Here is a 17749-nt window from a genome sequence, read left to right as displayed (position 1 = left end):
CGAAATGCTTCCGCCGGATCCCGTGTCACCTTCCACAGATCTCCGGGGTCCGGCGGATGGTCCAACCCATCTGATGAGGAGAAGAACCGTGTCCAGTATGCGTGTCCCCGTGGTTGGAAGCGAGCGTCCGCCCAGGTTCGAGGTGTTCGTGGCCGCTGTGGCCGTCGGCTATGCGGCGGGCTACAGCGCTGGCGTCGGCAACGAGACCCAGAGGGCGCTGGGCCTCCTGACGGTCACGGCGATCGGGTGGCTCTGGGACAGGTGGCGCCGCTGACCACCCCCGAAGGCTCGTGACCCCTTGGGCCTCGACTGATCAGGTTGAGGCCCAAGTCCACGACAAAGGTCAAGAAGCCGTTGCTGCCGCGGTTGCCAAGGCACATGTACAGGCTATGGACCGGGCAGGGAACCCGGGAAGGCACGGCGAATGACGTAGGAAAGGGCTCTGGAGGGGGCGACTGCGCAGGACTGCGCAGTCGCCCCTGCTGCAGATCGTGCCGGTGGAGGACCAAAAGCCCAGTATCAGCATCGTCCTGCCTTGTCGTGCTCGCGGTCGATGAGGGCCACGAACTCGTCAATGCTCTGCGGGCGTCTCTCGATCTTCTGTTGCGTTGCTTCCTTGACGATGGTCCGCCACGGCTCCTCTGCTGGCAGGAGAGGGATATTCGCTTGCGGCCACTCCCCAGTGAGAGCCCAGGCGGCTACTCGGCCGAGGCTGTAGATGTCTGTCGCCGGTACAGAGAGGTCATGCGGCCCGGCGGAAAGCTCAGGCGGGGCGAAGCCAGGAGTGCCGATATGGGAGCCGGTACGACCAGCAAAAGTCGTTTGGCCGCGTGGCCGGCGGACGACGCCCCAGTCAGCCAAAGTCCAACGCCCGTGCAGCAGCAGAATGTTCTGTGGCTTGACGTCGCGGTGACGCCAACCGTGGCGGTGAGCTTCTGCGAGGGCGGATGCAACCGCCTTGATCATCCTGCGGAGATGCTTCGGCTCCTTCAAGTGGAGAAACTGTTCTTCAGCAGTTGCATCGGCCAGAGGCATGATGAACCAGTGGTGCTTTGCCTCAAAGTCGAGGACTGGCATGACGTTTGGGTGCGCACTCAGGATGCGGGCGATCTCGATCTCGCGCCCCATCCGGGCACCTGCCTTCGTCCACTGAGATAGTCTCCGCTTGAAAGCAATCTCGATGCCTGACGCTTTGTGCACCCCCCGGAGTACTTCTGCTTGCCCGCCCCGCTTTGGCACGCGTTCCAGAGAATAGTCCTTCTTCTCGCCCCGTGCGGCCTCGATCACTTCTCGGTACCGCTCCAGGTTCGGCGTGATCTCTTCTAGTGGACCTACAGCTCGTGCGAGCAGCCGACGGCTGAACCGGTCGACGAACCGCTGCACCGACATGCCTTCCGATGGTTCACGCAGTCCCACGTCGGAGTAGCAGGTGTAGGCAATCTCGTCATAGAGCTCGTCGTCGAGGAATTGATTCAGTGCCGCTTCAAGCCTTGGCTGGACAGAGGTACTTCCTCCCTGCTCCAACATGATGAACAGTCCGAGCTGTGGCTGCAGCCCGCCGTTGTGGTCAGAGCTTCGTACCGCCAGGGCCCGTGAGGTCGCCTCGTGGATCCGGTTGTTCAAGTTCTTTGCGGCGGACGACCCAGACTGTGCGGTGAACTCGATTGCTCCCAACGGAACGTCATCCTTGGTGATGACAATATCCCACCGAGTATCCCTCAAGCCGAAGGATGCTGGCAGAGAAGCCGCATTACCCGTCTGAATCCAAGAGCGGTCGACGCCGCGTTCAACGAGTGCATCGATAGTGGCGCTGACGATGGGCTCCATGCGTTGATTTATACGGATCCAGGTGTCGGAATCAACCCAGTAGTTCCGCACCGCAGCTGTCAACGCCCCTGCCATCTGCTCCCCCTTGCCGAGTGCTTCCTGCCCCGGAGGAGCCTACCTACAGAGTCGTCGGGTTAGGGGTGCGTGATCGTCCGGTTCCGATCTGTGCGGAGCCAGACGCAACGTTGACCATCGCTCCACCCGCCTGTGCGCCCATCCGCTGACCTCAGTCTCACTAGGCTTCCCACTGCCCGGAACCTGCACTCGGACCGGCAGCGCTGACGACCGGGATTCGGCCAGCTCCCGTGCACAACTCCCCTTGTCTGCCCTTGAGGTGGCGGTGCATCGACGTAGCCTCCGCGTCGACTGTCAGTGCCACCCCTCACACTGGGTCAGCTGGGGTTCCTGAACGGAAGCCCTCGAGACAAGCCGAACGATAAGGAGTGGTGACATGAAGCACGAGGTAATCCAGCAGGCTGCCCAGGACTTCTGGGACAAGCGGGCTGAGCAGAGAGGGAAGCAGGCAGACGACGGAAAGGCTGGGGGAGAAGCCCGTGCCAACGGCCACATTGCGGGGTTCGAGAATGCCGTGCGGGATATCTTCATCGCTTGCGATCTCTCGGAAAGTGATGTTCGGACCGGGAGGCCGTACCTTCCGGGGTACTATCGCGTTCGCAAGTCCTGGGACCTCGTGGTGATTTACAAGGAGGTCCTTATTGCTGCCTTCGAGTTCAAGTCCCAAGTCGGGAGCGTAGGGAAGAACTTCAACAATCGATTCGAGGAAGCGCTTGGCAGCGCCACTGATTTGTCGGTGGCTCAGGATATGAACAAACCCTTTGGTGCTGTGCGGCCTTGGCTTGGCTACGTCTTCGTTCTTGAGGAGACAGAAGAGACTGAGAAGCAGAATCGTGAGGCACACGCACTTTTCAAGACTGACCCGGCATTCGAGGGGATGTCATACACTCAGCGCTATCAGGAGATGATCAGTCAGTTTCGTCGGTAAGAATGTCTATGACCTTGGGTGGTTCGTGACCACGCAGAAGGCCGAGGACGGAACTGTGACGTACAAGGAACCTCTGCAGACCGCGACCGGCTACGCTTTGCGGGCTGCCATCGAGGGTCGCGTCAAGCACGTTAAGGCAATGCTCGGCGAACGCTAATAGTCGAAGGTCCCTTTCTTCCTGGCGAGTTCCTGGAAGAAAGAGGCTTCTGGGTAACGGCCGAGTATTACCTCGATGAGTCAGATGCCGCAGACCTCGCCATCTTAGAGTCGAAGGGTGAACTGGCCGATATATTAATAGGCGACGAGTTGACAGAGTTGATGGTCGGACGGGCGGGGCTGTGAAGGTCTGCAGGGCCACTGGAGACGGCTGGAAGTGTGACAGGCGGGTCATAGCGAAGGGCCTGTGTAACGCGTACTACCAACAACATAAGCGAGGGGTGCGGGAGTTCAAGCCTGCACAGGTAAAGCGTCGCAGTGATAAAACGTACTCGAAGTTCCGCTGTGAGGCGTCGAGCCAGCACCCCCTAGCTATGCCTGGGTCCTCCGTTTGGGAATGTGATCGGGAGGTCCGCAATACGAACAAAGGTCTATGCGACACCCATTACATGCAGACTCTCGCGTCGAGTGTGGTCAAGCCATTCAAGGCGAAGCTCCCCATGGCGACGATCCTTGCGTATCGAGACCAAGGACTGAAACAGTGCTGCACATGCAAGCAGGTCAAATCGTTTGAGGAGTTCTATAAGAGCAAGACCTCGGCTGACAGTTATCGGCCACAGTGTGTTTCATGCATCAAATGGGTCCATATTGAGGGGAGCTTTCACCTCACGCAGGAGGGTTACTGGGCACTGCTTGACCATCAAAACCAGTCCTGTGCAATCTGCAACGTGAAGGGGCTCCGGGAGGTTGGGACTTGGCACATCGATCATGACCACTCTTGTTGCTCGAAACAGGGTAGATCGTGCGGGAAATGCATTCGAGGTCTCCTCTGCAGCAGTTGCAATGCGAAGGGGCTCTCCTGGTACGAGAACCTTCCGGCGGACCTCCGTAACATCCCGATATTTGAGTCCTACCTTTCCGATCCCCCCGCAAAGAAGGTCCTCCTCTGAGGGCAGTCCCGTAACCGCTGGTCATGGGCGAGATGACCTTTGCGCGGCTGGTGTGGTCACGGCGTCGGAACCGTCTTGGATAGGCCCGTTCACCGGGCTGAGCCCGTGCTGCTTCGGCAAGTTGGTGACCATGGTGCAGCGCGAGAATGCAGCCGAACCACGGCTGAGACGTCCGTGGGGTCCGTTGCTTGAGGGCCGCATTCTGTTGGTCGCGGCCTACTGGCGCACAAACTTGACGATGCGCCAGCTGGTCCTGCTGTTCGGAATTTCGAAGTCGGCGGCCGACCGGGTCATCGACCACATCGGCCCTCTGCTGCCATTGCCGTCTCGGCGCCGGTTCGCGAGAGGCACGGTGCTTAGTGCGTCGAATCTGTGCCGTTACCCGGGGAGGCCGAGGTCTTTCAAGTAGGTGAGGCGCGCATTGATCGCTGCTGAGAAGTGTCTCCAGTCGAGGCTCGGCACGAGCTCGATCGGCTTCGGTGCCTCGGCCGAGGACGTGACGTAGCACGCGGCATCGTAGAGCTGTTCGGCTATGAGGCGCTCGCAGAAGATGCCGAACCGGTCCTGGTACGAGGTGCCATGCCAGATTGCGTCGGTCGGCAGGGCGCCCTTCGCGGTCTTGACCGGCCTCCGGGAACCCTCCCCGTCCTGCATGATGAAGAAGTAGCCGAGCCAGGGCTTCTCCTTCGGATACAGCTCGGCGAGGGCGGCGCGTCGGAGGTCCACCGCGCTGCCCAGCGCTTCCTCGACCCGGTTGTTGTAGTTGTTGCCGTACGAGGGCCCGCCGAGCGCCTTCATCTCGAAGGCCGCGACGAGTACGCCCTCATGCACGACCACGAGGTCCCACTGCTTCTGCGGCCGGTAGTAGCCGGGCAGCTCCAGCCCTTGGGACTTGCTGACGCGGATGCTCTCGGCCGGGTAGCCGGCTTCCAGGAAGAACTTCGCCAAGAGGGCCGCGATCACATCGAAGTGCTTGCCGCCACGGACTGACCCGGCAGTGCCGGCCCCAACCTTGGCCTTGATCGCAGACTGTTCGCTCTGCAGCTGCTTGGCACCCCAGTACGTAGCTATGGCGTCCTCGAAGTCTTGGCGGGTGACCGTCAAGATCCGTTCCTCCTAGTCAGGCAGCTCGGCCAATCCGTAGACGCGCAAGGCAGCCTCTGTCGCGGCCTTCACGTCGCGCTTGTCGAATGCATCCGCGAGGGCTGTGCGGTCACTCTTACTGATGGCGGCCGGGTCGGGCACGCGGATCTTGCGGAGGTACTGCGCCTGGAACCGGAGGGTTCCCCCTCGCATCTTGACCGCGTACGCCTCCACGAACGCTTCCGCGACCTTGGACAACAGCAGACCACCGAGTACGCGCATGTCCCAGTTGTCCGAGACGATGAAGTACAGGTTGTGGTGAGGGTACAGTGCGCCTTCATCGAGGACCGGATGGATCGTCAGCTTCATGTCCGGAAACAGCAGCTTGGGACGCCGCGTCAGACGGTGGTCGACCTTGTCGATCGTCTTGTACCAGCGCTGAGGCTGCTTGACCGCGACGTACCGCTTGCGGAGCACGTCCCCGTGCTCCTCGAAGTACGCGGCAAGCTGCGGATAGGCGGTGAGGTCGACCAGGTCACCTGCGGCCGTCCACGGGTTGACCAGGTAGGTGCCGTTCCAGTTCAAGGTGCCGCTGGTGGTGTCACGAACCATGGCCATGGGCAACAGCCGGTCATTCTCGACCAGGGCGTCGTCGTCAGTGAGGAAGACCTTGTCGGCGCCGGTGGCGATGCCGATGCCGACGCGAGTACCGGTCTGGGTGTCCTCCAGGAGCCGGAAGCGCTCGGTGAGTTCTTCGAGGAGAGCCAGCCTGGCTGGCGAGGCAGCCGGCCATGAGTCCTCGTCGGGGAACCAGTGCGGCATGCGGGCGGCCTGGAACGCTGGGGCTGTAATGGACTCGCTGTCCTCCGCGTACCAGTCGGCGAAGTCATCGGCTTGGGCGCTGCCGAATGCCCGAGTGGTGTCCGCTGCCACCGCTCCGCCCTGGGGTCGGTTCGAGATGAGCGTGATCGCCGGATAGGCCGAAACCTGATGCGCGAACGCATCCACATCGTGCATGATCAAGGCGAGATCCATGCTGAAGCGGCTGGTCACCAGCTGTCGGAGGCGGCGGCCGTACTGATTTCGCATCCAGCGGTCGGCGCAGATGAAGCCGAGCCTCCCGTCAGGATTGAGGCTGCGCAGCGCGACCTCGTAGAAGCCGATGTAGATATCTGCCCTGCCGCCCATCGTGGAGCAGGCGCTGCGGTAGGCCGCCATCCGGTTGTCGGGGACGTCTTCGAGGCGGATGTACGGAGGATTGCCGACAACGTAGTCGGCTCGGTGGTCTGCATCGGGCTGGAGCAGGTAGTCACCTTGCTCGACCCATGAGACTGCCACCTGCCGAGCTTCCTTGGCCTGCCACCCTTCGTCTACCAGCTGCTTCTCGACGACCGCGCGGCTCTTCTGCACGTTGCGATCCAACAGATCCAGAGCGCGCACAGCCGTAGCCGCCTCCCCGAGAGGGCGATTGTGCGTACGGCAGGAGGCGCTGATCCGCGACGCCACAGCGACCAGGAAGGCACCTGAGCCACAGGCCGGCTCAACGAGCGTCGCGTTGCAGAGGTCCTTGTCGGCCGTGTACCCGAGGAGGTCGAGGATCAGGTCGACCACCCAGCGCCGCGTGAAGACCTCGCCGTGCTCCACGTCGGCCTCCGCGGGGAGGGCGGGGAGCACGTGCCGGTGGATGTCAGAGAGCAGAGGAGTGGCCACGTCCACGACCCTACTAGGGACAATTTCGGCCACGGGCCCCTTCGGCGAACAGACGCTATCGGCATCGAGCCACGATCCGACTGCTCTGGTGCTGGCCTTGAGCGCCCTGCCCGGCGAGGCAGTGGGCTCTGACCGGTTACTGCTGGGTGGCATGCGGGTTGCTCAGCCCCGGGATCAGCGGCCGGTCATGGTCGAAGTCGTGGACGAGGACATGGCCGCGCACGGACGCAGGCAAATCGTTGTCGGCGACCAGGACCTGGAACGGAGCGGTGGTGATGCCTGCACCGGTGCGGGCGGTGACGAAGTCGACGAAGCTGCTGTAGATGCGCTGAGCGAAGCGCGAGTCCCAGGTGTTGCTGCCGATGTTCTTGGTCGGTGAGTCGATCATGAGGAAGGCGGGGAGGTCACCGACACGGTTGGTGAGCAGATAGCGCAGCAGGGTGACGTGGTAGCCGACGGTGAGGGCAGCGCGGGTGCCTCCGCCGTGGCGGTCGACTCCCTGTCCGTCGACGATGGGCAGATAGGTGTCGCGGTCGATGCGGGCGTCTCCCGCGTACCAGGGCAGGTCCATTTCCTCGACGACGTCGACGAAGATGTCGTTGAGGCTGTCCAGTACGTCTCCGCGACGTACGGCGTAGCTGGCGATGAGGTCTCTGCGGGCCTCGGTGAGCTCGGTACGGCGTTCCTCGGCTTCGCGTAGTTGTTCCGCAAGGGTGCGCAGCCGCTGGTGGGGTTCGACGAGGCGTTCCAGGCCCTGCAGGCGGGTGGTTGCTTCGGCGACGGCTGCGCGGGCAGTGGCGAGTTGATCGGCATGCGGGGCGATCAGTCGGCGGGTTGCCTCGTCGAGGCGCTGCTGGAGGTCGGCGACGTGTGCGTCGGCAGTGGCGGCTTCCTTCTCTGACTTGGCCGCCCGAGCCTGGCCCTGTACGACTCGGTCGCGAGCGGCGTCCAGCTGCCGCTGGAGTGTGTCCAGCGCGGCTGCGAGATCGGTCTGTGTTTCGGTGCACTGCGGGCAGGCCCCCGCTGGGAGTGCGCGCCGGGTCAGGTCGGCGCTGCAGTGGGAGCACTGCACCACCGGCTTGCCAGCCTTCTCCAGCCGCTTGCGCAGCTGGTCCACGCTGCCCTCACTCTCAGCGAGGGCGCGGCGGGCGCTGCTGGCGCGGCGGTGGGCGGCTTCGGCTTCTTCGCTGGCCTGCCGCAGGGCGGCGCGCAGCGGATCGGCGGCCCCCGTCAGGGCGGTGAGTTCGGTTTCGATGACCTTGAGCCGCCGCTCGGCTGCTTCGCGTGCTTCGGTGGCTCGGGTGATCTCGGCGTGGATGGCGTCGAGGTTCGTGGCGGTGGAAGCGTTGAGGAATGTCGAAATGCTGGCCTGGTCCTGGGTGAGCTGCCGCACGGTGGCTTTGACGGCGCTCAGTTCGGCTTCCAGGGCCGGGAGTTCCGGGGTGGACATCCCGAAGAGCAGCTCGAAAAGGGTCTGGCGCAGGGCACTGGGCCGGTCGACGCTGTGGCCGGCGATCTTCTGGTCGATGGTCAACTGCCGTACGTACATGAAGTCCAGCAGGTCGGGGAAGCTGATCGGCTTGCTCCTGCGGCGCGCGGTGGACAGCAATCGGGACAGGCCCACTGCTTCCAGCAACCACTGCGACAGAGTCGTGCGGCCAGTCTCGTCCGAGTCCTTCAGGGGCAGGATCTCGCTCAGTGTGCCGTCGGGTTCGAGCAGCTCGACCTGGCCAGTGCGGCCACGCACGTTCCGGCGCAGCCTCACATGCTGGTCATCCAGGAGGGCCTCGGTCTCGACCCGGTGGACGTATCGGTCCATGGCCACGGGCCATTTCGGAGTTGAGCCGAGGGTGTACGAGACGCCTTCGAAGAAGGTCGTCTTGCCGGTGTTGACCGCGCCCACCAAGGCGACGAGGTCGGCGTCGAGGGCGTAGGAATGCCAACCTGCCGCAGTCTCCACCGAGTAGCGCAGCAGCTTGATCGAATGTGCCATGACCTGGTCTCTCCAGCGCTCGCCGCCCCGCCTGGATGGCCAGCGCGTCACGGCCTGCGTAACGATGCAACGTGACGACGGAAGGCGCAGGGCGCTTGGAAGCGCCCGAACGGGGCGCCAGCGCTCCGGCCGGTTGACGGCCCCGTGCTGTGATCATCACCCTCTTTCTCCGTTGCTGGCGGCAACAGTGGGTCTTGTGGACAGTGAGGAGGGCATGTACGGCGGCGGTACCCCCATGAGGCAAGATCCACGCTGATCGCCGAGCGCGGGAAGCGCAGGACGAGGCATCTCGCGTGCGTCGCGAAGCGGCTGCTTGGAAGGTGCGGGCGCAGGAGCTTTGAGGTGCTGGTGTACGAGCTCGTCGAGCAAGCGCACACCGCGCATAGGGAGGGGGCGCCCGGCTGTCGCTGTCGTGGTTGCTGCGGCGAGGCGCTGGAGGAGACCCGGGCTCGTCATCCAGTGACCTGGATTCCTAGCGGGGGTCTACGACTGTCCGCGGCGGTCCGCCTGCGTAACTGAGACCAAAACTGAGACCACGCACGTCGAAGGCCCCCGCAGCAAGCTGCGGGGGCCTTCGACGTATTGCCCGGTGAGAGCAATGGCGGAGGATACGAGATTCGAACTCGTGAGGGGTTGCCCCCAACACGCTTTCCAAGCGTGCGCCCTAGGCCACTAGGCGAATCCTCCGCCGCAAACAATACAAGACGCTGGGGAGTGCTCGCGAACTCGATCCGGGCCTCCCGCATCGGGTACTGTGTGCGGAGCCCCTCACGTGGCGCTATCTGACTGAACTCCCCCAGGGCCGGAAGGCAGCAAGGGTAGGTTGGCTCTGGCGGGTGCGTGGGGGGCGCTTGTGTTGGGGGTGGCGGCAGGGGGGCGTTGTCGTAGGGGGCCGATATCGTCGTAGGTGTGTCGTCCCTTGCGCTGTACCGCCGTTATCGCCCCGAGTCGTTCGCCGAGGTCATCGGGCAGGAGCATGTCACTGACCCGCTGCAGCAGGCCCTGCGGAACAACCGGGTCAATCATGCGTACCTGTTCAGCGGGCCGCGCGGCTGTGGGAAGACGACCAGTGCGCGCATCCTCGCGCGCTGTCTGAACTGTGAGCAGGGGCCGACGCCGACGCCGTGCGGGGAGTGCCAGTCCTGCAAGGACCTGGCCAGGAACGGGCCGGGGTCCATCGATGTGATCGAGATCGACGCCGCGTCGCACGGCGGTGTGGACGATGCCCGTGATCTTCGTGAGAAGGCGTTCTTCGGGCCGGCGAGCAGTCGTTACAAGATCTACATCATCGACGAGGCGCACATGGTCACCTCGGCGGGCTTCAACGCGCTGCTGAAGGTGGTCGAGGAGCCGCCGGAGCATCTCAAGTTCATCTTCGCGACCACCGAGCCCGAGAAGGTCATCGGCACGATCCGGTCGCGTACGCACCACTATCCGTTCCGGCTGGTCCCGCCGGGGACGCTGCGCGACTATCTCGGCGAGGTGTGCGGGAAGGAGCGGATCCCGGTCGCCGACGGGGTGTTGCCGCTGGTCGTACGGGCCGGGGGCGGGTCCGTGCGTGACTCGATGTCCGTCATGGATCAGTTGCTCGCGGGCGCGGCCGAGGACGGTGTGACGTACGCCATGGCGACGGCCCTGCTCGGTTATACGGACGGGTCGCTGCTCGATTCGGTGGTGGACGCGTTCGCGGCGGGAGACGGGGCCGCGGCGTTCGAGGTCGTGGAACAGGTCATCGAGGGCGGGAACGACCCGCGGCGCTTTGTCGCCGATCTGCTGGAGCGGCTGCGGGACCTGGTCATTCTGGCCGCCGTGCCGGATGCGGGGGAGAAGGGGCTGATCGATGCCCCCGCCGATGTCGTCGAGCGGATGCGGGCCCAGGCGTCGGTCTTCGGCGCGGCCGAGCTGAGCCGGGCGGCCGACCTGGTCAACACCGGGCTCACGGAAATGCGCGGGGCCACCTCGCCCCGGCTTCAGCTGGAGCTGATCTGCGCGCGGGTGCTGCTGCCCGCGGCCTTCGACGACGAGCGGTCGGTTCAGGCACGGCTCGACCGGCTGGAGCGCGGGGCGGCCGCGGCCGCTTCGGTCGCGGGGGCCGCGTTCTCCGCCGGGGGGCCCGGTCCCGCGACGGGGTACGTCCCCGGGCCCGAGGCGCACGCGCCCGTACCCCCCGCGATGCCTGGGCCGCCCGCGCCCGTACCGCCGCCCATGCAGCATGCCGCTCCGGCGCCCGCCGCTCCGCAGGCCGCGCCCCCGTCGGCGCCCGCTCCCGCCGTCGAGCCGCAGCGGCCCGGTGCCTGGCCCTCCGCCGCGGCGTCGGAGGCTCCGGGGCGCCGTCCCGGCGGCTGGCCCACCGCGTCGGCGCCCGGACAGGGGCAGGGGCAGGGACAGGGGGCCGCGCCGCCGCCGGGACCCGGGTCCGCGCCGACCGCTCCCCAGCCCGCTGCCGCCGCGTCGGCCCCCGGCATGACACAGGGCGCCGGTCAGGTGCGGAACATGTGGCCGGACATCCTGGAGGCGGTGAAGAACCGCCGGCGCTTCACCTGGATCCTGCTCAGCCAGAACGCGCAGGTCGCGGGGTTCGACGGCACGACCCTCCAGGTCGGCTTCATCAACGCGGGCGCTCGCGACAACTTCACCAGCAGCGGCAGCGAGGACGTGCTCAAACAGGCGCTCTCCGAGCAGTTCCATGTGCAGTGGAAGATCGAGGCGATCGTCGACCCGTCGGGCGGCACCGCCACGCCCCCGGCCGGCGGAGGAGGAGGCGGTGGCGGCGGTGGCGGTTACGGCGGCCCAGGCCCAGGTCCCGGCTCCGGCCCCGGCTCCGGCTCCCTCCCTGGTGGTGGCTATGGCGCTGCCACGGGCGGCCCAGGTGGCGCGAGCGCGCCCGGTTCCGGCGGCGGTGGGTACGGGGACGGCGGGACCGGAGGTTACGGCGGCGCCCCCTCCGCCTCGAACGCCGCACCGGCCGCTCCGACACCCTCGACAGCCCCGCAGGCTCAGCGCCCCGCCCAGCCCGCGCACGCGTCGCAGCCGTCGCCCGCCCCCACGTCCCAGGGCCCGACCGGTCCCGGTACGGCGCGATCCGAGCCCCCGCGCCAGAGCGGCCCCGCCCGCTCGGAGTGGCCCGACAACAGACCCGTCGCGCCCACGAAGCCTCCGGTCGCACCGGAGGACGACATTCCTGAGGAGGACGATCCGGATCTCGTCGACTCCGCGCTCTCCGGTCGTGAACTGATCGTGCGCGAGCTGGGAGCGACGGTTGTGGAGGAATACACAAACGAATAGGGGTCCGTCTTTCGGTGACCCGTCCAAGACCGTCCGAGGCCCGCACACGGAGCGGCGCCCCGTCCGGGCTAGGCTGCCCCTCGTGAAGGTCCTTGTCATCGGCGGCGGCGCCCGCGAACACGCCCTGTGCCGCTCTCTCTCCCTCGACCCCGAGGTCACCGCTCTGCACTGCGCGCCCGGTAACGCCGGTATCGCCGAGGTGGCCGAGCTGCACCCGGTGGACGCGCTGGACGGTGCGGCCGTGGCCCGCCTCGCCACCGAGCTGGAGGCCGGGCTCGTCGTCGTCGGTCCCGAGGCCCCGCTGGTGGCCGGGGTCGCGGACGCCGTACGGGGCGCGGGCATCCCGTGTTTCGGTCCGTCGCGGGAGGCGGCCGAGCTGGAGGGCTCCAAGGCCTTCGCCAAGGATGTGATGGCCTCGGCGAACGTTCCGACGGCCCGTAGCTACGTCTGCACCACCCCCGAGCAGATCGATGACGCCCTCGACGCCTTCGGTCCGCCGTACGTCGTCAAGGACGACGGGCTGGCCGCCGGGAAGGGCGTCGTCGTGACCGCGGATCTCGCCGTGGCGCGCGCGCACGCGATCGGCTGCGATCGGGTCGTCATCGAGGAGTTCCTCGACGGCCCGGAGGTCTCCCTCTTCGCCATCACCGACGGCGAGACGGTCCTTCCACTCCAGCCCGCGCAGGACTTCAAGCGCGCCCTCGACAACGACGAGGGCCCCAACACGGGCGGCATGGGGGCGTACTCCCCGCTCCCGTGGGCCGACCCCAAGCTGGTGGACGAGGTCCTGGAGAGCGTGCTCCAGCCGACGGTCAACGAATTGCGCCGGCGCGGTACGCCCTTCTCGGGGCTGCTGTACGCGGGTCTCGCGATCACCGCGCGTGGCGTGCGGGTCATCGAGTTCAACGCGCGCTTCGGCGACCCGGAGACACAGGTGGTCCTGGCGAGGCTCAGGACGCCGCTGGCCCGCGTCCTGCTGGCGGCGGCGGAGGGAGATCTCGCCGCGCTGCCCCCGCTGACCTGGCGCGACGACGCGGCGGTCACGGTGGTCGTCGCCTCGCACAACTACCCGGACACGCCGCGCACCGGCGACCCGATCGAGGGCCTGGGCGAGATCGCGGAACAGGATGCCCCCAACGCGTACGTCCTGCACGCCGGTACCCGGCGCGACGGCGATACGGTCGTCAGCGCCGGCGGGCGCGTGCTTTCGGTGACGGCGACGGGCCGGAACCTTACGCAGGCCCGGGAGCGCGCGTACACGGCGCTGCGCCGCATTCGTCTGGCGGGTTCCCAGCACCGCACGGACATCGCCCGCGAGGCCGCGGGAGCCTGATCCCGGCGGCCCGCCTGATCCCGGGGCCTGCCTGATCCCCGGCGCCTGTCCCGGCTGGGGATCAGGTGCGCCCCGCCCGGTACGCGCTGCCCGGCCCCCGCCCCGCCCCGCGCCCGCCGCCCCTCGATCACGCCACCCCTCGATTACGCCGCCCCACCCAGCCGGGCCGCCACGCCGCACGCTCGCACCCGCCCCCTCGCGTCAGCAGCTTTACCCAAAGCCATTCCATCGAGTGACCGTTGGGCCATCCGGATGACGGGTCTCCAGGGTCCAACTAGGGTGCGGCGCAGGCGTTCCGGCACTTGGCCCATCGGCATTGCGATGTCAGTGGCGGGTGCCACAGTGGGGGAGTGAGCAACGCAGGCCGCAGGGCAGAGGGGGTGAGGTCCGGCCATGTCCGGTTCCGGTATCCGTGAGGAGATGGGTGCTCAGGGCGCCCGTGTACGGGCTCTCGCCGTGCTGCGCATCCGCAGCAGGGCGCTGGCCGTGGCGCTGCTGCCCGCCGCCGTCGCCGTCGTACTGCTCGTCGGCGGCGCCACGGGGCGCCTCAGCGGTGGAGGCTGGGACATCGCGCGCTGGGCCGTGACGGGCTTCGCGCTCGTCGTGCTGCTGATCGCGGGTGCCGTCGCCGCCGTGGTCGCCCGCGCCAGGCCCGCGCTCAGCCCCACGGTCCCGGTGACCGAGAAGGCCGCCCCTGACCTCTACCGGCTGGTGCGCGATCTCGCGGAGCGGCTCGATGTGCCCGCGCCCTCCGCCATAGCGCTGACCCCGGACTGCGACAGCTGGCTGGAGGACCGTACGCATCCGGCGCACGCCGAGGCGTTTTCGCGTACGTACGCGGACCCATATACGCGGCACCGCGCGCTGTCCGGCTTCGGCGGCGGCCGTCGGCACGCCGTCCGGCGGACCCCGGCCGCCCCCGTCCTCGTGATCGGTTCTCCCTTCCTGTGGTGGATGCGGGTCGCCGAGCTGCGCGCCGTACTGGCCCCTGTCGTGGCGGGTACGGGACCCTCGGCGCACCCGGACATAGCCGCGGCCCGCCGGTTCGTTCGGGGGCTGGACGCGGCGGTGGCTGTCGCGTCCCGGCCGGGCCTGGGGCCCATACGGCGGGTGGCGCTGGGTTGTGTCGGACGGATCGCCAAGCTGCTGTTGCGCGGCTGTGGCGAGCACGCCGCGCTGATGGAGCGCGGCGTGGCGGCAGCGGCGTCCGAGCGCGCACAGGCGGTGGACTACGGTCTGCGGATCGTCGCCCAGGAACAGGTCGGCCTCGCCTACGCGGGCTGGGACCGGCTGCTGACCAGGGTCGCGCTGCCCGCTTGGCGCATGGGCCGCTGGCCCTCCCGGCTGGACGCCGGCGTGGTGTCCGCCCTCACCGAGCTGTCCCGCCGCGACAGCCTCGCCGAGGGCTTCGCCTCCCGGCTCGGCGAGCGTCCCGCCTGCGATCTGCTCGAAGAACCGGGCGTGGTCGACGAGGCGGCCTCCCTGCTGGCCGCCCGCCTCTTCCACGGCGGCCCGGCCGAGGCGGGCCCGGACTGGTCCCCGGTGGACTGGCAGCAGTATCCGGAAGAGGTCGTCGACCGTAAGTGGCGTACGGAAGCGGCCAGGCTGCACCGTGTCCTCGACACCATGGGGGTACGGCGCTCCGCCGACCCCACGGGCTCCGCCCTGAGCCCAGGCCCGACCCTGGAAAGGGTCATCGACCATCTTTCCCGGCATGACGCCGGGTCGGACGAGCCGACTGGGACCAGCGGCTCCACCATGGCCGGAGGAACGAGCGAGACCAACAAGAGCAGCGAGACCAGCGACTCCACCGGGGCCGCCGGCACAGCCAGAACCGTCGACTCCGCCGGAACGGCCGGAAGCGCCGCGACCACTGGAACCACCGGAACTGGAACCACCGGAACTGGAACCGCTGAAACTGCTGGAACTGGAACCGGAGCCGCCAGGACCGCCGACGAGGCCGGTGACGTCTATGAGGCCGGCGATGCCCTGGCCGCGGGCATCAGCGCTGAGCTGGCCCGCGAAGAGGCGGCGGCGGCCCCGTCCACCCCGGCCGAGGCCGCGAGCGACGCCCTCGCCCTCTGGGGCAACGACCCGCTGCCCCTTTTCCCGCTCCAGCCGCCCCGCAGCGGCCGTGAGCTGCTCGCCGACCATGTCACGGCCATGGTCTGCTGCTCCGCCGTCGACACGGCGGGCGCCGTGCCCGGTCTCGACTGGCTCGACGGCCCGGCACTCCTGATCGACGGCGAGCGCCGAGCGGACCTGGGCGGGCGCGTCCTCAGCCTGGTCGAGGGCGGCGACGCCGAGCCGCTCCGTTCCTGGCTGATCTCGCTCGGTGTACGGGCCGAGAAGCCCGTACGCCTCGTGTGAGTCGCGCCACACGCCACGCAGACCCGTCACACGCCCATCCGAGGGCCCGAGATCGTCATCCGTCGAACGACAGCGCACGACAGCGCACGGCACCGGGCTCGGCATCGGGCCCGGAAATGCGCCCGGCGTCGCCCCGTAGCCGCCGATCGGCGCCATCCTTTATCACACCGTGCATCCCGATTGTCGCCTTCCGTTAAGGTTAATTCGCAACGAACGGTGACGGAGTGCGTGCGTAATGTGATGTGCTGGGGATCGCCGCTTACACCCGACCGCTTCACCGGCCGGATAAACGGTCGTATCACCGGCGCGTCGGCGCTCGCGTCGGCGCATTCATCAACGGTCGTGCCACCTGATGGCGCGGGGGCTCGGAGGAGGGGCGCACCATGGGGGCGGATCAGATCCGGCGGTGGGAATCGGGCGCGCTCGCCCACGCGGTCAGCGATCCCTTCGGTCAGGGCCCGCTGCCCTGGCTGCGCGGCAGCGAGAACTACTTCGACGACACCGGCCATGTCGTGCCCTGGTACGCCGATCCGCATCTGGGCAGCGGCAGCCAGGGCAACCACGGCAACAACGGCAGCCAGGGCGACCACCCCGCTCATGGCAACCACACCGGTCATGGCAACCATGTCGGTCACGGGCACCCCGGCGGCCATCACGGCGGCAGCGGTGGCACCCGTACCGCCGACGACGTACGACGCCAGATCAAGGGCTTCGCGTCCACCGGCGCCGTCGCGCCCGGCGAGGCCATCGACTTCCATGTCACCGTCGACCCGCCCCAGCAGTTCTCGGTCGACATCTACCGGATCGGGCACTACGGCGGCGACGGCGCCCGCAAGATCATCACCAGCCCCCGGCTCTCCGGAATCGTCCAGCCGCCCCCGCTCGCCGCCGACCGGACCGTCTCCTGCCACCACTGGTGGCTCTCCTGGCGGCTCCAGATCCCGGAGTTCTGGGCCCTCGGCGCCTATGTCGCCGTCCTCACGACGCTCGACGGCTACCGCTCCCACATCCCCTTCACGGTCCGCGACAGCCACCCGGCCGACCTGCTCCTGCTCCTCCCCGATATCACCTGGCAGGCCTACAACCTCTATCCCGAGGACGGCCACACCGGCGCCAGCCTCTACCACGCCTGGGACGAGGAGGGCCGGCTCCTCGGCGAGCGCGACGCCGCCATGACCGTCTCCTTCGACCGCCCCTACGCGGGCGCGGGGCTGCCGCTCCACGTCGGCCACGCCTACGACTTCATCCGCTGGGCCGAGCGGTACGGCTACGACCTCGCCTACGCCGACACCCGCGATCTGCACGCGGGCCGTGTCGACCCCAGTCGCTACCGGGGCCTGGTCTTCCCCGGCCATGACGAGTACTGGTCCGTGCCCATGCGCCGGACCGTCGAGGCCGCGCGGGACGGCGGCACCTCACTCGTCTTCCTCTCCGCCAACACCATGTACTGGCAGGTGGAGTTGGGACCCTCGGCCTCCGGCGTCCCCGACCGCCTGCTCACCTGCCGCAAGCGCCGCGGTCCTGGCCGCCCCGCGCTCTGGCGCGAGGTGGACCGGCCGGAGCAGCAGCTGCTCGGTATCCAGTACGCGGGCCGCGTTCCCGAGCCGCGCCCCCTGGTCGTACGGAACGCCGATCACTGGCTCTGGGAAGCCACCGGCGCGACCGAGGGCGACGAGATCGAAGGCCTGGTCGCCGGTGAGGCGGACCGTTACTTCCCGCGCACCGCGCTCCCGGAGCACCAGGACCGGATCCTGCTCGCGCACTCCCCGTACCGCGATCTCGACAACAGCAGGCGCCACCAGGAGACCTCGCTCTACCGTGCCCCGTCCGGGGCGCTCGTCTTCGCGTCGGGGACCTTCGCGTGGTCCCCTGCGCTGGACCGGCCGGGCCATGTGGACCCCCGTATCCAGCGTGCGACCGCCAATCTCCTGGACCGGATCTGCAAGCGGGACTAGGTCCTCTCCGGTCGATCTTCGCGGGCCCGCCGGCGTGGGCCCGACACGGGCCTGTGAAGATAGTGAGGGATTAGTTTTAGATAT

At 67.6% G+C, this 17749-nt stretch carries 11 protein-coding genes, 1 tRNA gene, 1 other RNA gene and 1 pseudogene; 9 read left to right on the top strand and 5 right to left on the bottom strand.

Going from position 1 to position 17749, the window contains the following annotated elements; all coding sequences use genetic code 11:
- Nucleotides 1–88: 88 nt before the first annotated feature.
- Nucleotides 89–274, top strand: a complete 186-nt coding sequence (locus ABTZ59_RS07885; RefSeq protein WP_133243340.1) for a hypothetical protein — start codon at nt 89–91, stop codon at nt 272–274.
- Nucleotides 275–519: 245 nt separating this feature from the next.
- Here the strand turns inward: ABTZ59_RS07885 and ABTZ59_RS07880 are convergent, their stop codons facing one another.
- Nucleotides 520–1902, bottom strand: coding sequence for a protein kinase domain-containing protein (locus ABTZ59_RS07880; RefSeq protein ID WP_351392416.1), 1383 nt, complete (start codon nt 1900–1902; stop codon nt 520–522).
- Between the two features lie 376 nt (nt 1903–2278).
- On the opposite strand from ABTZ59_RS07880, the gene ABTZ59_RS07875 reads away from it, so the two are divergent.
- The 3 genes and pseudogenes from ABTZ59_RS07875 to ABTZ59_RS07865 all read left to right on the top strand — a co-directional run.
- Entirely contained in the window at nt 2279–2830 is a 552-nt protein-coding gene (locus ABTZ59_RS07875; RefSeq protein WP_351392413.1) for a PaeR7I family type II restriction endonuclease, read from the top strand.
- A gap of 530 nt (nt 2831–3360) precedes the next feature.
- Nucleotides 3361–3936: an endonuclease domain-containing protein gene (locus ABTZ59_RS07870; RefSeq protein ID WP_351392914.1), complete on the top strand. Its 576-nt coding sequence runs from the start codon at nt 3361–3363 to the stop codon at nt 3934–3936.
- Nucleotides 3937–3988: 52 nt separating this feature from the next.
- Nucleotides 3989–4294: pseudogene (locus tag ABTZ59_RS07865) on the top strand (helix-turn-helix domain-containing protein); the annotation flags it as partial.
- 20 nt (nt 4295–4314) lie between these two features.
- Here ABTZ59_RS07865 and ABTZ59_RS07860 read toward each other — a convergent pair.
- From ABTZ59_RS07860 to ABTZ59_RS07845, 4 genes are all read right to left on the bottom strand, one after another.
- Nucleotides 4315–5040, bottom strand: a complete 726-nt coding sequence (locus ABTZ59_RS07860; protein WP_030350016.1) for a PaeR7I family type II restriction endonuclease — start codon at nt 5038–5040, stop codon at nt 4315–4317.
- Nucleotides 5041–5052: 12 nt separating this feature from the next.
- Complete coding sequence (locus ABTZ59_RS07855) at nt 5053–6729, bottom strand: Eco57I restriction-modification methylase domain-containing protein (RefSeq protein ID WP_351392409.1); 1677 nt, start codon at nt 6727–6729, stop codon at nt 5053–5055.
- Between the two features lie 136 nt (nt 6730–6865).
- Entirely contained in the window at nt 6866–8722 is a 1857-nt protein-coding gene (locus tag ABTZ59_RS07850; protein ID WP_351392407.1) for a hypothetical protein, read from the bottom strand.
- 599 nt (nt 8723–9321) lie between these two features.
- A tRNA-Ser gene (locus tag ABTZ59_RS07845) sits at nt 9322–9409 on the bottom strand.
- A 72-nt stretch (nt 9410–9481) separates the two neighbouring features.
- Here ABTZ59_RS07845 and ffs point away from each other — a divergent pair.
- The 5 genes from ffs to ABTZ59_RS07820 all read left to right on the top strand — a co-directional run bounded on the left by ffs (nt 9482) and on the right by ABTZ59_RS07820 (nt 17665).
- An RNA gene (ffs, locus tag ABTZ59_RS07840) (signal recognition particle sRNA small type) lies at nt 9482–9580 on the top strand.
- A 51-nt stretch (nt 9581–9631) separates the two neighbouring features.
- On the top strand, nt 9632–12007 hold the full coding sequence (locus tag ABTZ59_RS07835; RefSeq protein ID WP_351392404.1) for a DNA polymerase III subunit gamma and tau: 2376 nt from the start codon (nt 9632–9634) through the stop codon (nt 12005–12007).
- A gap of 82 nt (nt 12008–12089) precedes the next feature.
- Entirely contained in the window at nt 12090–13340 is a 1251-nt protein-coding gene (gene purD / locus ABTZ59_RS07830) for a phosphoribosylamine--glycine ligase (RefSeq protein WP_351392401.1), read from the top strand.
- 393 nt (nt 13341–13733) lie between these two features.
- A complete protein-coding gene (locus ABTZ59_RS07825) occupies nt 13734–15710 on the top strand; it encodes a M48 family metalloprotease (RefSeq protein WP_351392398.1) in 1977 nt (658 codons plus the stop codon).
- A 383-nt stretch (nt 15711–16093) separates the two neighbouring features.
- Entirely contained in the window at nt 16094–17665 is a 1572-nt protein-coding gene (locus ABTZ59_RS07820) for a N,N-dimethylformamidase beta subunit family domain-containing protein (RefSeq protein ID WP_351392395.1), read from the top strand.
- Nucleotides 17666–17749: the final 84 nt, after the last annotated feature.

This window comes from Streptomyces sp. NPDC094034 (assembly GCF_040303865.1).
In the GTDB taxonomy this organism is placed as follows: domain Bacteria; phylum Actinomycetota; class Actinomycetes; order Streptomycetales; family Streptomycetaceae; genus Streptomyces.
This window is presented reverse-complemented; position numbering and strand designations above follow the sequence as displayed.

Coding starts and splice junctions, on each gene's coding strand:
- ABTZ59_RS07825 (WP_351392398.1), top strand. CDS start 13,734: ATGTCCGGTTCCGGTATCCGTGAGGAGATGGGTGCTCAGGGCGCCCGT.
- ABTZ59_RS07870 (WP_351392914.1), top strand. CDS start 3,361: ATGCCTGGGTCCTCCGTTTGGGAATGTGATCGGGAGGTCCGCAATACG.
- ABTZ59_RS07875 (WP_351392413.1), top strand. CDS start 2,279: ATGAAGCACGAGGTAATCCAGCAGGCTGCCCAGGACTTCTGGGACAAG.
- ABTZ59_RS07850 (WP_351392407.1), bottom strand. CDS start 8,722: ATGGCACATTCGATCAAGCTGCTGCGCTACTCGGTGGAGACTGCGGCA.
- ABTZ59_RS07820 (WP_351392395.1), top strand. CDS start 16,094: ATGGGGGCGGATCAGATCCGGCGGTGGGAATCGGGCGCGCTCGCCCAC.
- ABTZ59_RS07880 (WP_351392416.1), bottom strand. CDS start 1,902: ATGGCAGGGGCGTTGACAGCTGCGGTGCGGAACTACTGGGTTGATTCC.